Below are 13,721 nucleotides of genomic sequence, written 5' to 3'. Positions count from 1 at the left end.
GCTCCTTATGTAGGAATAGGGCAGAATAATTCAACAAGTTAAAACAATAAAAAGCATAATATAGCATAGAGAAGAAAGGGGTATTGTATGGAGTTTTTACTTGTATTTTCCTTTTACTTTATGGGTATGGTTTCTTTGGTAATGATATTGAGTTTACTTATTACATTTCTTTTCAAGAAAGTTCATTTTATCTTTACAGTATTGCTATGTATGTTAATAGGATTTGTTTACTCGGTAGCTTTTGAACTATCTGTCCTTGCCTTATTTGTTGTTATTTTCATTAACGGAGCTATATCTGCTATTGTAGTTGGACTGGTTAAAGCAGGTTATTACGCAAATCGCAAAGCCAACAACATAAAACAAAGTTAACTCTTATTAAAGCGGGTGGCGTTAGTTCAATACAACTATTCCGCAATCTAGGAGCGATTGTTGCATAGTGGATCGCTCCTTACATAAGAATGGGCAGTTTACCTTAAGAGAGCTATTTTAAATTTTTTTACTAGGGGAGAAATTAATTGGTTATTAAAAAGGCATTTGAAATCATTGAGAAGCATTCGGATGAGGGAGATTTTATTGGTGAAATTCAGGAAGATTTAATTTATTCTGCTGAAGAAACGCTAAACGTCAAATTACCTAGTAGTTATAGACTATTTCTAAAAAGATATGGTGTTGGTGACATTTTTGGAGAAGAAATATACGGCCTTGGAATTGAAGAAGGTGGAGTTCCAAGTATGGTTTGGATTACTAAACACTTTAGACAAGAAGAAGGATTCCCCGAACACCTGGTTTGTTTCTACTTTGCTGGTTATGACAATATGTATTATTGTTTAGATTGCTCTAATGTGAAGGATGAAAACGATGATAACGCTGCTGTTGTTTCATATTTACGTGGATTACCAATAGAAGCACAAAAGTTTGAAACTGAGTTTCCAAGCTTCGGAGAATTTTTACTAAGAACATTTGAAGACTCAATAGAGAGTTGAACCCTCAAAAATCCAATCTATACTACCTACAATAACAATCTGGAGCAATAGCGTAGTAAACAGGCTTCCTAACATATAAAGAAGGTGAATTAGATGGAATATATAAAAACTTTACGCCAGGCAGTAGGGAATATGCCACTGATAATATGTGCAGCAGGTGTTATTGTTACGGATCCAGATAATAAAATTCTCTTGATCAAAAGAAGTGATGATGGAAACTGGTGCATACCTGGTGGTGTAATGGATGTAGGAGAAAGTATTCAAGAAACCGCAAAAAGAGAAGTATTTGAAGAAACAAATATAAATATTGATGAAATGAAGTTGTTAAATGTTTACTCTGGCGGGCAGCAACATCACATTTATCCAAATGGTGACGAGGTTTACTTTGTTAATGTAGTATTTTTATCCTCAACTTTTAGTGGGCATTTTAAAGCTGACGGAATAGAAAGTGCCGAAATAAAGTTTTATAACATAGATGAATTACCTGAAAATATTTCTCCCACTAACAAACCTTTCATTGAAGATTTTAAGAAATTCATTAGTGAAATCTAATTGGTGCTTTACCTTAATTATGTTCTTCCATTAAATAGGAGCGATTAAAGCATAGTGGATTGCTCCTTACTTAAAAATTGAGCAGTCTAACCTCAATAGGGAAGTGATGATATGCAAGGTTATAATGTATTGATGGTTTATAACAAAGATATGAACAAGTTGTTAATGTGTGAAAGGTTGAAAAACCCTTATAAAGGCTTAAGTAATTTAGTAGGCGGGAAAATTGAAGATGGAGAAAAAGGTATAGATGCTGCTTATAGAGAACTCCATGAGGAAACTAATATTTCCAATAAAGACATAAATCTTCATCACTTAATGGATTTTACATACTATCTACAAAATTGTTATGTTGAAGTATATGTTGGTAGATTAAAACGGGATATATTGGTTTCTGGAGATGAAAATATTCTTTATTGGTCTAATTTAGATAATAACTTTTTTGATATGTCCTTATATGCTGGAGAAGGGAATATAGGTCATATGGTAGAGCAAGTGAATTATGTTAAAGATAGGCTATTCTCTGATGAAGACTCGCTTGAATAGTACATTCATTATTAGAACTAATCTTCAACAAACTAGGGCGATTGTTGGATAAGGATTTATTATTAATAATTTACAACTAAGAATTTCATATGGGAGAAGATTAAATAAAAGTGAAACGAGTCTTTGAAAAAGTAATATATTTTATTTTTGCTCTACTAATTTTTATCGTATTATGGAAATTGATGTCTATTTTGTGGGACACTTTTGTGCCTTGGAATTATAAAACTGACCTATTAGGACTTTTTGTGGTAACACCAATACTAATAGGAGTATCATTTATTTTAACAAGCTTGTCTTTTAAAGTTATAAGGAGTTCGAGATAATCTCGTTTTTCCGCAACCTAGGAGCGATTGTTGCATAGTGAAGCCAACTCCAATAGAAAACTATAAGTACAAGGAGAGTTTATCAGATGTCTAACCCGTTTGATTGTATTACTGAGTTTATTTTTGTGGAAACCGCAGTTTCTCCAGCAGATGTAATCTTGGTTCCTGGTGCTGATCATCCGCAGCTTATGGAAAAGGCGGTAGAATTATATAAGCAAGGATTAGCTCCTTATATTCTGCCATCTGGTGGTTTTAAATCACACGTTGGAACTACTGAATGGGAGTATTTAAAAAGAATAGGCATAGAAAATGGAATACCAGAAGAATCGATATTAAAAGAAGATAAAGCACAACATACATTAGAAAATGCCCGTTTCTCTCTAGAAGTTCTTCAACGGAAGAATATAGTTCCCCAAAAAGCGATAGTGGTTTGTAAAGCAGGCCACGCTCGTCGTTCATTATTATGTTATCAAGCTGAATTCCCAATAGATTGTAAGTTCTTAGTTTCGCCTTGTGTTGATAGATATGGGATAACAAAGGAAAATTGGTACTTAACAGAAGTAGGCATAAATCGTGTAATGAATGAAGTTAAGAAAATTGGTACATATTTTAGTGAAATTATTCCAAGTTGGAGTGGAAAATAATTTAGTTATTCTTTCGCAGTCTAGGGGCGATTGTAGCATAGCGGATCGCTCCTTACTTAAGAATTGGGTAGGATTGTTCGATAAGAATGTTTGATTCATATAAAGGGGGATACATAAATTGAGGTGGTTTTTTGCTATTCCCATTATTTTATTTGGAGCTTTTTTGCTCTCACTGACTATTGATGAAATGGGAAAAATAAGTCATTTATTTATGAAAATTATAGGGTTTGGATGTTTTATTATAGCTGGTTTTATAGTTAGGGGTAAGAACGAAAAAAGCAAACAATCATCTTCAACATACTCGGCGCGATAGCAGCATAGTGGGTCGCTTCTTACAAAAAAATAGGGCAGCATTCCCTGTAGTAAGAGTTTGTAACAGTGTGGATTAAAGGGGGAGTTAAAGTGCATTATTTTAAATTTCTTTTTTATGAATTTATATTAGTTAGTATGTTGATTATTATAAATTATTATTTGGATGGTTATCTCAATCCTCCCTTTACAAAAGTTGATTTCATAGCAGGTATAATAACTTTATCTATTTTTGCGATTTTTTTTACTCTGTTGGGTAAATTGTATAAACAGTTTTATACCATTTCATCAAGAAATAAGATTTTACTTTCTATTCCAACTTTTATTATTGCTGGATTAATAACAGGCATTATTATGTCTCACATTTTTGGTGTAGAGTAACTTTACTTCCTCAACAAACTAGGAGCGATTGTTGAATAATGAAATAAAGTAAAAAGGCTTAGAGGGGAAAACTCTCTAAGCCTTTTTGGTGTGGAACATGTCGTGAAAGATTTGTCCTGTAATTTGGTTGTTTGCACCTCACAAGTAAACCTGTTAATCAATTAATTATGCATCTTCTTTTTTAGTGTTAAGTATCAGAACCCGTTGATCTAATCGAGTTATCTGAAAATGCACTAACGTTTCTTAAAAGTAATTTCTAGCTGAGGATTGGAGCAAATGGCAAAGACTCCAGCGGGGGAGTAATGGTAGATTGAGACCCCGCAGCGTAGCGAGGAGGCTCAAGCACCGTCCCGCGGAAAGCGACGCCATTTGCGGAAAGGAACAGCGGTGATTAACCCAATAACCCAAATTTTAAACCGCCCTATTCTTCCCGACTATGAAAAGGTAAATGTCTTTAATAACTCCCGCATTCCACAGTGTATTAAAAATAACTACTGTCACCGGCCCGACAATCAACCCAAGAAATCCTATCAGCTGGAAGCCGACAAATAAACTTACCAAAGTCGCCAAAGGATCAAGACCGATACTCGACGATAAAATCTTTGGCTCCATCAACTGACGCTGTACGATCACAATCAAATAAAGTACTCCAAGTCCAATAGCTAATGGCAAATTCCCGCTTATGGCTAAAAAGATAATCCACGGAACAAAAATCAACCCTGTTCCAAGATAAGGGATCAAATCTACCAATCCGATGATTAAAGCAACGGTAATCGCGTATTCGACCCGTAAAATCAATAATCCTATTAATACGATGATGGTAGTGATTGAAATGAGAGTTGCCTGTGCTCGCATAAAACCGAAGAAAGCTTTCTTTAAGCTAACAAACACTTTTGTAAGACTTCCTTGTGCCTTGACAGGAGTAATCTTTTTTAATCTTCCTCTAAGTTTGTACCAGTCTTTGCTGATGAAGAAGGTGGCCAGTAAGGAGAAAATCAATACTGTAGCAACACTTGGGATCCATGTAATGAGTTTAGGAAGGTTGGTTAAGAAGGATTGGATGAACTCGCCGACTGTGCTGGCAACCGTTCCGCCGATATTTTCAATATTTGTCAAGAGGGATTGTTGTTGCCCCTCCTCTAAACTATGAAACATCGTACTTACCTGATTAAACAATGGAAGTATTTTAGTTACGACAAACTGCTCCATATAGACGACCAAGGTTTCAAAATGACCAGGCACTACTTTTGCCAAGTACTCGGTACCGGACACAATTTCAACAATTAGCAATGTGACGACCCCAACTACAGTCGCGAACAAGGCCATAATTGATAGAAAAACGGCCAAACTTCTCGGAAGCCGTCCATTCTTCTCAAGTAAATTGACGAGCGGGTTTATTAAAAACGCTAGAACTAATGCGATGATGAAAGGATAGGCAATGGAGAAGAGATAAAAAAACGAAAAAAGACCAATCGTGATGATGAGAAGCACAAGCAGGAGTCGAAAAACGATATGTACATAATTCCAATTCAAGCATAACACCCCTTATGAGTACCGGAATTCCCTTACTTCATATTTTACAACCTGCCATATTGTTTTCATAGTTTTATATTTAAAAATTAGGAAAATTCTGTACGAACTCAATTCTTTTTATTTCGCTTTTTATTATGGTAGTATGGAAAAAGGGTCTGGTTTTGGAAGGATGAAACAGAATGATAAGTCAAGCAACCGTGTTTTTACTGATACTTCTATTGATCGGCTTTATTGCAAAGAATCCATCCTTGATGTTTGCTGTGGCAGTATTGCTTGTTATTAAAGTTATTGGTCTGGATAATAAAGTATTCCCTTATCTGCAATCTAAAGGAATCAATTGGGGAGTAACGATTATCACTATTGCGGTTTTAGTACCGATTGCAACAGGAGATATAGGATTCAAGCAATTACAGGAAGCGTTAAAGTCTTCCTATGCCTGGGTGGCGCTCGGAGCTGGTATAGCTGTTGCGCTGATTGCAAAAAGCGGGTTGACATTGCTTGCCAATGATCCGCATATAACGACAGCACTGGTATTTGGTACGATCCTGGCGGTTTCCTTGTTCAATGGTGTGGCTGTAGGCCCACTGATTGGGGCAGGAATAGCTTATCTTGCAATGAAGGTAGTGGAGTATTTCACATAGGGGATTTTTCACAAATTATTTTTTCGTAATAATATTTTTTGCAGGACTTTCGTTCTTTTCATTCACAAAAGTCAGATAATTGTTTATAATAGGGACAAGGACACTTCCTTCCTACTAAGCAAGAGAAACATTGTTCGCCGAAAATGCGCGCACCCCCATAATATAATGGATAAGGCGCTTATTTTTTTGAATGGAAATGTAAGCATTTTCTTAGTTTGCTAGATTCTGAATTAATGAATTACTCTAAATATTTATACAGAGCATTGATTTTTATCATTATGGTGAGCAAGCGTTCGGGTGGGCAATGGTAGATAAGGATTTGAAGAAATTTTCACATAAAGGAGAGGTTTGAAATGACAACAACTAAAGGTCTAGAAGGAATTGTAGCAACAACTTCCGCTATTAGTTCCATTATTGACGACACACTAACGTATGTTGGCTACAACATTGATGACTTAGCAGACTATGCTAGCTTCGAAGAGGTAATCTATCTTTTATGGCATCAAAAATTGCCTAACAAGGAAGAATTGGCTTCCCTAAAGAAAGAATTAGCTGAAAATGCTGCTCTTCCTGATGAAGTCATCAATCACTTTAAAACTTATCCAATTGATAAAGTTCACCCTATGGCTGCTTTACGTACGGCAGTATCATTACTAGGTTTATACGATGGGGAAGCAGATAACATGGATCCCGAAGTAAACTACCACAAGGCTGTTCGTTTGCAAGCTAAAATGCCGACAATTGTGACAGCGTTCTCAAGAATCCGTAAAGGATTGGATCCGATTGCTCCGAGAACAGATCTTGGCATGGCAGCGAACTTCTTATACATGTTAACTGGAGAAGAGCCGTCTGAGGTTGCAATTGAAGCATTCAATAAGGCATTAGTTCTTCATGCTGACCATGAGTTAAATGCATCTACTTTCACTGCACGTGTATGTGTAGCGACATTGTCGGATGTTTACTCTGGTGTTACTGCTGCAATCGGAGCATTAAAAGGTCCATTGCACGGTGGAGCAAACGAAGCGGTTATGAAGATGCTTTCTGAAATCGGTGAAGTGGAAAATGCGGAAAGCTATATCCGTGAAAAACTTGCAAATAAAGAAAAAATCATGGGCTTCGGTCACCGTGTATATCGCCAAGGAGATCCTCGTGCGAAGCATTTGCGTGAAATGTCCGAGAAGCTTACACATCTGACAGGACAACCTAAATGGTATGAAATGTCCGTGAAAGTGGAAGAAGTTGTGACTTCCGAGAAGCCACTTCCGCCGAACGTTGATTTCTACAGTGCGTCTGTGTATCACTCTTTAGGAATCGATCATGACTTATTCACACCAATCTTTGCTGTGAGCCGTGTATCCGGTTGGTTGGCGCATATTCTTGAGCAGTATTCCAACAACCGCCTAATCCGCCCTCGTGCAGATTATACTGGCCCTGGCAAGCAAGATTATGTACCAATTGAAAAGCGCAGCTAATCTGGCTTGATGCTACAACAAGATACATTGATTGAATTTTTGCTATAATACAAGGGGAGGGGAATTCCCTTTCCCAAACATCTAATGTCATCATATTTCTTAGGAGGTTTTTACTTTGACACAAGGAACAAAAATTACAGTTACAGATGGCGTACTAAACGTACCTAACAACCCAATTATTCCATTCATCGAGGGAGACGGAATTGGTCCTGATATTTGGGCATCTGCATCCCGTGTTTTAGAAGCAGCTGTTGAAAAAGCATATAATGGTGAAAAGGAAATTGTCTGGAAAGAAGTATTGGCTGGAGAAAAAGCATTCAACCAAACTGGTGAATGGTTACCAAGTCAAACACTTGATGATATCCGCGAGTACATAATTGCAATCAAAGGACCTCTGACTACTCCAGTCGGTGGCGGAATCCGTTCTCTTAACGTTGCTTTACGTCAAGAGTTGGACCTTTTCACATGCTTACGTCCTGTTCGTTATTTCCAAGGAGTTCCTTCTCCTATTAAACGCCCAGAAGATACTGACATGGTTATTTTCCGTGAAAACACAGAAGATATCTATGCTGGAATCGAGTATGCAAAAGGCTCTGAGGAAGTAGAAAAGTTAATCAACTTCCTTCAAACTGAAATGGGAGTTAACAAAATCCGTTTCCCTGAAACTTCCGGTATCGGAATTAAGCCTGTATCTGAAGAAGGTACTTCCCGTCTTGTTCGTGGTGCCATCAACTATGCGATCGAGCATGGCCGCAAATCTGTAACACTAGTTCACAAAGGAAACATCATGAAGTTCACTGAGGGTGCTTTCAAAAACTGGGGTTACGAGCTAGCTGAAAAAGAATTCGGCGATAAAGTATTTACTTGGGCACAATATGACCGTATCGCGGAAGCGGAAGGTAAAGATGCTGCAAACAAAGCTCAAGAAGCTGCAGAAGCAGAAGGCAAGATCCTAGTGAAGGATTCCATTGCTGATATCTTCTTACAACAAATCCTTACTCGTCCAAAAGAGTTTGATGTTGTTGCAACAATGAACCTGAACGGTGACTACATCTCTGATGCACTTGCTGCACAAGTAGGTGGAATCGGAATCGCTCCTGGAGCGAACATTAACTATGAAACTGGTCACGCAATTTTCGAAGCTACACATGGTACTGCTCCGAAATATGCTGGTCTTGATAAAGTAAACCCATCTTCTGTTATCCTTTCCGGGGTATTAATGCTTGAGCACCTTGGCTGGACAGAAGCTGCTAAACTTGTAGTAGATGCTATGGAAAAATCCATCGCTTCTAAAGTAGTAACTTACGACTTTGCTCGTCTAATGGACGGTGCAACAGAAGTAAAATGCTCCGAGTTTGGCGACGAACTAATCAAAAACATGTAATTTCAAAAAAAGCAAAAACTCTTGAAGGGTTTTTGCTTTTTGAAAATAAACCAGCACTCTAGCTGTTGATTGGAGCACAGGGCGAAGACTCCTGAGGGAGATAGCGGTAGGTTGAGACCCCGCAGGCGAAGCCGAGGAGGCTCAAGCACCGCCCCTAGGAAAGCGAAGCCCAGTGCGGAAATCAACAGCGGTGTAAGAGTTGTTCATTAATAGGTTAGGGAGGAATGAATATGACAATGAGACGTAAAAAGGTATCGGTAATCGGTGGAGGTTTCACAGGCGCAACCACTGCATTCTTACTCGCGCAAAAAGAACTCGCAGACGTTGTACTTGTAGACATCCCGCAAATGGAGAATCCTACTAAAGGAAAAGCTTTAGACATGTTAGAAGCAGGTCCAGTCCAAGGATTTGATGCAAACATCACAGGAACATCCAACTATGAAGATACAGCCAATTCCGACATCGTTGTCATTACAGCCGGGATCGCCCGTAAACCAGGTATGAGCCGTGATGATTTGGTTACGACAAATCAAAACATCATGAAAAGCGTAACGCGTGAGATTGTGAAACACTCTCCTGATTGTTATATCATCGTGTTGACCAACCCGGTAGATGCCATGACATACACTGTATTCAAGGAGTCGGGGTTCCCTAAAAACCGTGTTATCGGTCAATCAGGCGTGCTGGATACAGCCCGCTTCCGTACATTTGTTTCTCAGGAACTCAATCTTTCTGTTAAAGATGTAACAGGGTTCGTTTTAGGTGGTCATGGAGATGACATGGTGCCACTTGTTCGCTACTCCTATGCAGGCGGAATCCCGCTTGAAACATTACTGCCGAAAGATCGCTTGGATGCGATTGTGGAAAGAACAAGAAAAGGTGGCGGCGAAATCGTCAATCTGCTTGGTAACGGTAGTGCCTATTACGCTCCTGCAGCATCAATGGTGGAGATGGTGGAAGCGATACTGAAAGATCAACGCCGAATCCTTCCGTCCATCGCTTATCTTGAAGGTGAGTACGGACACGACGGAATCTACCTCGGCGTACCGACAATCCTAGGTGCGGGCGGCATCGAGAAAATTATCGAACTAGAATTGACAGAAGAAGAAAAAGCAGCACTTACCAAATCCGTCGAATCCGTCAAAAATGTCATGAATGTCCTAACCTAATATAAAATAATTCGGGGAATTGTTTCCCCGAATTTTTACCACACTATTGTAAACGTTCTCAAAACACAAGGGGTATTTTCCAACATCATCAGGGGGTGTATGTATGTTACTAGGCAAAAAGAGAAAACTCGGAAGAAAACTCGCGGAAATTCAAGTTGGTGAAAAACTAGAGCTGACCGAAAAAATAGAAGACAAAGACCTATTACTATACCTTGGGTTAACAAACGACGCGAACCCTCTCTATATTCAGCACGACTACGCGTCCCAAACACCATTTAAAAAACCTATTGTACCTAGCATCATGTTAACAGGTATCATTACGTCAGCCGTATCCAAGTATTTACCTGGTCCGGGAAGTCATGTTGTCCACCAAGATATTTCTTTTCCAAAACCGGTCTATCACTATGGTAGCGTTCAATTCCTTTTTGAAGTGGTGGAAATTAACGAAAAAGATCATTGTATCGTAATGAGTGTTCACGGTACAAATGAAGAAAATCATACAGTTGCCAAAGGCTCCATTACAGTCTGTCCTCCTCATCGTCTTGAACCGATGGAGAGCAGCGCAATGGAAAACTTTTAAGAAGAGCTTAGGCTCTTTTTTTATTTTGCTTTATTGTGTAAAATGTAAAAGTAATGATAGAGATAATATAGAATTGGTAATTGGGTGAATAAAAAGGGTTTTCCAAAACAGTTGGTGGAGGAAAAGAATGAAAAAGATTCTTATTGTAGATGACGAACAATCAATCGTGACATTGTTACAGTATAATTTACAGCAAGCAGGCTATGATGTTTCCGTTGCGATGGACGGAGAAGAAGGCTTAAATAAGGCGATGGAAAATCAATTTGATATGATTGTTCTTGATCTTATGCTTCCGAAAAAAGATGGAATCGAAGTATGTAAAGAGTTAAGGCAGCACAAAATCCATACGCCAATCCTGATGCTTACTGCAAAGGATGATGAGTTTGACAAGGTGCTTGGATTAGAGCTGGGTGCCGATGATTATATGACCAAACCTTTTAGTCCAAGAGAAGTTGTTGCCAGAGTAAAGGCCATTCTCCGAAGAATGCAACAAATGACAGGGAACACAGAGACGCCAAAAGTCGAAGAAGACCCTTCTGAAAAGATTGTAATCGGGGATGTTAAAATATTGCCGGAACACTATGAAGCTTATTTCCGTGAGGAACGATTGGAACTTACACCAAAGGAATTTGAGCTTTTGGTCTATTTATCTAAGAATAAGGGTAGAGTGTTGACGCGCGATCAACTTTTGAGCGCAGTGTGGAACTATGATTTTGCAGGGGATACACGTATTGTGGATGTTCATATCAGTCATTTGAGAGAAAAAATAGAGACAGATACAAAAAAACCTACATATATAAAAACAATTAGAGGCTTAGGGTACAAGATGGAGGAACCGAAAGTACATGAATAGGTTTCGCTCAAGACTGCTGTTTGCACTAATCACCCTAATTATCGTGGTGCTTGTGTGCTTAGGGCTGTTGCTTGGCCAGCTCTTTAAAACCTTTTATTTAAACACGTTTAATCAGAGGCTCATCAAAGAAACAGAACTTGTCACGATGCTGGTGGAAGAGGAGACCAGTGTGACACCTATTCTGCAAAAGCATTTAGAAGATGTTAGTAAGACCTTAGCGGCAAGAATTAGCATTACCGATAAGGATGGGACGGTGGTATATGAAACCACAGGCCCGACTGTTTCTGGCGTGGACTCCCATCAGGAGATCATAAAAGAGGCAGTTCAAAAAAATAAGGACCGTGACAGAATATTTTATGAGCAGAACAATGAAATGTATTATTACGGCAATTCCATATCCAGGAATGGAGTTCGAGATGGGTTTCTAATGCTAAGTACGCCGATAGATTCTCTCCAAAGGGTCAATCAACAGATTTGGGGATTATTGATTGCAAGCCTTGGTGCTGCGTTTGTGGTTATTTTGCTACTTGGGGTGAGGATCACTTCCCAATACACTAGACCGATTGAAGCAGCAACCAAAGTGGCAACGGAGCTCGCGAAAGGTAACTATAAAGCTAGAACCTTTGAGGAACATGTTGATGAAACAGGAATGTTAAGTCAATCCATCAACATATTGGCACGAAACCTTCAGGATATGACGAAAGCTCAAGAAATGCAGCAAGATCGCCTCCGGACTCTAATTGAGAGCATGGGGAGCGGGTTGATATTAATTGATGGTAGAGGCTATGTGAACCTCATCAACCGCGCTTATAAAGAAACATTTGATGCAGATCCTGGAGAATATTTATACAGGCTTTACTATGAAGCCATTGAACAAAAAGAAGTTGTCACATTGATTGAAGAGATCTTCATGACTGAGGTAAGTGTTCGAAAGCAGATCTTGCTTCCGTTAACAATTGAACGCAGACACTTTGAAGTGTATGGAGCGCCAATCATTGGCGTTAACGATGAGTGGAAAGGGATTGTCCTTGTTTTCCATGACATTACAGAATTGAAGAAGCTTGAACAAATGAGAAAAGATTTTGTCGCCAATGTGTCGCATGAATTAAAAACGCCAATCACATCCATCAAAGGGTTCTCAGAAACCTTGTTGGATGGAGCGATGAATGATAAAGATACGTTGGAGTATTTTCTTTCCATCATTTTAAAAGAAAGTGACAGGCTTCAATCACTTATTGAGGACCTGCTTGACCTTTCTAAAATCGAGAAACAAGGATTCAGATTAAACCCAGAGTATTTAGAAATAAACGATCTGTTAGAAGAGATATTTGTAATATTGGAAGGCAAGGCAAGGGAGAAAGAAATAAACCTTGTTTTATCCAAACCTAAAAAAGAGTTGTATTTATTCGCAGATGCCTCCAGGATTAAACAGGTTTTCATTAATCTTATTAACAATGCCATCGCATATACACCAGCCGGTGGAGAAGTAAAGGTGAAAGTGGAAGAGGTAGGAAAAGAGGTAGTCATCGTTGTGTCCGATACTGGTATTGGTATGGAGCAGGATGAGATACCAAGGATTTTTGAGCGTTTTTACCGTGTGGATAAGGCAAGGAGCCGCAATTCAGGTGGAACCGGGTTAGGGCTTGCGATTGTCAAGCATATCGTGGAAGCCCATCATGGCAGTATTTCTGTTACGAGCGAGTTGAATAAGGGGACTGCCTTTACGGTGAAATTGTCTAAAGAAAATGAAGATTTACAATAGCTTTACATGTCTTTCATAGCTCCTTTACAAACCTTTGTTAATATAATCTATGAAAACCCCTTCATCCAAGGAGCCAATTTTGGAAGAGGAGAGAGCCCACCCTGCTCTCTCCTTCTTTTTTGTTTAAAGATTAAGGAAGTATATATTTCAGTTGATTTCCGTTCCAGGCGCTTCGCTTGCCTGCGGGCGGTCCGGGAGCCTCCTCACTCCGTTGCGGGGTCTCCCCTGTCCCTTCCTCCCGCGGGCGTCTGCGCGCCTTCCACTCCAATCAACAGGGTGTCTTCATTTACTTAAGGGTTTGTGAAAAGGCTTCTAACTGAGTTAACTGAATAAGGATTAACATTTCATTTAAGTAATTTCTAGCTGTGGATTGGAGCAAATGGCGAAGACTCCTGTGGGGGAGTAGCGGCAATGTTGAGACCCCGCAGCGCAGCGAGGAGGCTCAAGGTCGCCCCACGGAAAGCGAAGTCATTTGCGGAAAGGAACAGCGGGAGCTATTCAATTTACTTAGTTTTTTACATTAAAAGGACCGAACGATTTTTGCACGGTTTTCCTAAATACATATAAATAATGAAACCTTCCCTTTCTTCAT

Annotated in this window: 14 protein-coding genes; 13 read left to right on the top strand and 1 reads right to left on the bottom strand. The window is 39.1% G+C overall.

From position 1 onward, the window contains the following. The first annotated feature begins 135 nt into the window (after nucleotides 1-135). The 6 genes from K7887_RS16630 to K7887_RS16605 all read left to right on the top strand — a co-directional run bounded on the left by K7887_RS16630 (nucleotide 136) and on the right by K7887_RS16605 (nucleotide 3,735). The gene (locus K7887_RS16630; RefSeq protein WP_223490663.1) at nucleotides 136-369 is read left to right on the top strand and encodes a hypothetical protein; all 234 of its coding nucleotides are present in this window, start codon (nucleotides 136-138) and stop codon (nucleotides 367-369) included. Nucleotides 370-515: 146 nt separating this feature from the next. Beyond that, complete coding sequence (locus K7887_RS16625; RefSeq protein WP_223490661.1) at nucleotides 516-983, top strand: SMI1/KNR4 family protein; 468 nt, start codon at nucleotides 516-518, stop codon at nucleotides 981-983. A gap of 93 nt (nucleotides 984-1,076) precedes the next feature. Next, on the top strand, nucleotides 1,077-1,535 hold the full coding sequence (locus K7887_RS16620; protein ID WP_223490659.1) for an NUDIX hydrolase: 459 nt from the start codon (nucleotides 1,077-1,079) through the stop codon (nucleotides 1,533-1,535). Nucleotides 1,536-1,646: 111 nt separating this feature from the next. Then, entirely contained in the window at nucleotides 1,647-2,078 is a 432-nt protein-coding gene (locus K7887_RS16615; RefSeq protein ID WP_223490658.1) for an NUDIX hydrolase, read from the top strand. Between the two features lie 409 nt (nucleotides 2,079-2,487). Next, nucleotides 2,488-3,045 (top strand): YdcF family protein, encoded by a 558-nt coding sequence (locus tag K7887_RS16610; protein WP_223490656.1) that lies wholly within the window; start codon nucleotides 2,488-2,490, stop codon nucleotides 3,043-3,045. Nucleotides 3,046-3,447: 402 nt separating this feature from the next. After that, nucleotides 3,448-3,735: a hypothetical protein gene (locus K7887_RS16605; protein WP_223490654.1), complete on the top strand. Its 288-nt coding sequence runs from the start codon at nucleotides 3,448-3,450 to the stop codon at nucleotides 3,733-3,735. A gap of 411 nt (nucleotides 3,736-4,146) precedes the next feature. On the opposite strand, the gene ytvI is transcribed toward K7887_RS16605, so the two are convergent. After that, nucleotides 4,147-5,268 carry a sporulation integral membrane protein YtvI gene (ytvI, locus tag K7887_RS16600; protein WP_223490652.1) on the bottom strand — a complete coding sequence of 374 codons (1,122 nt, stop codon included), beginning with the start codon at nucleotides 5,266-5,268 and terminating at the stop codon, nucleotides 4,147-4,149. A 179-nt stretch (nucleotides 5,269-5,447) separates the two neighbouring features. Between ytvI and K7887_RS16595 the strand changes: the two genes are divergently transcribed. The 7 genes from K7887_RS16595 (at nucleotide 5,448) to pnpS (ending at nucleotide 13,129) form a co-directional block, all read left to right on the top strand. Further along, nucleotides 5,448-5,909 (top strand): DUF441 domain-containing protein, encoded by a 462-nt coding sequence (locus K7887_RS16595; protein WP_060664804.1) that lies wholly within the window; start codon nucleotides 5,448-5,450, stop codon nucleotides 5,907-5,909. Nucleotides 5,910-6,262: 353 nt separating this feature from the next. Then, complete coding sequence (gene citZ, locus K7887_RS16590) at nucleotides 6,263-7,381, top strand: citrate synthase (protein ID WP_223490650.1); 1,119 nt, start codon at nucleotides 6,263-6,265, stop codon at nucleotides 7,379-7,381. A gap of 115 nt (nucleotides 7,382-7,496) precedes the next feature. Continuing rightward, on the top strand, nucleotides 7,497-8,765 hold the full coding sequence (gene icd / locus K7887_RS16585) for an NADP-dependent isocitrate dehydrogenase (RefSeq protein WP_060664806.1): 1,269 nt from the start codon (nucleotides 7,497-7,499) through the stop codon (nucleotides 8,763-8,765). 230 nt (nucleotides 8,766-8,995) lie between these two features. Beyond that, a complete protein-coding gene (gene mdh / locus K7887_RS16580; protein ID WP_223490648.1) occupies nucleotides 8,996-9,934 on the top strand; it encodes a malate dehydrogenase in 939 nt (312 codons plus the stop codon). A gap of 103 nt (nucleotides 9,935-10,037) precedes the next feature. Then, nucleotides 10,038-10,514: a MaoC/PaaZ C-terminal domain-containing protein gene (locus K7887_RS16575; protein WP_223490646.1), complete on the top strand. Its 477-nt coding sequence runs from the start codon at nucleotides 10,038-10,040 to the stop codon at nucleotides 10,512-10,514. 127 nt (nucleotides 10,515-10,641) lie between these two features. Further along, nucleotides 10,642-11,367 (top strand): response regulator transcription factor, encoded by a 726-nt coding sequence (locus K7887_RS16570; RefSeq protein WP_223490644.1) that lies wholly within the window; start codon nucleotides 10,642-10,644, stop codon nucleotides 11,365-11,367. After that, the gene (pnpS, locus tag K7887_RS16565) at nucleotides 11,360-13,129 is read left to right on the top strand and encodes a two-component system histidine kinase PnpS (RefSeq protein WP_223490643.1); all 1,770 of its coding nucleotides are present in this window, start codon (nucleotides 11,360-11,362) and stop codon (nucleotides 13,127-13,129) included. The genes K7887_RS16570 and pnpS overlap by 8 nt, the downstream gene beginning before the upstream one ends. Nucleotides 13,130-13,721 lie beyond the last annotated feature (592 nt).

This window comes from Sutcliffiella horikoshii, assembly GCF_019931755.1.
GTDB lineage: Bacteria > Bacillota > Bacilli > Bacillales > Bacillaceae_I > Sutcliffiella_A > Sutcliffiella_A horikoshii_E.
Note: the sequence above shows the minus strand (reverse complement) of the source record. Positions and strands in the feature narration are given on the sequence as shown.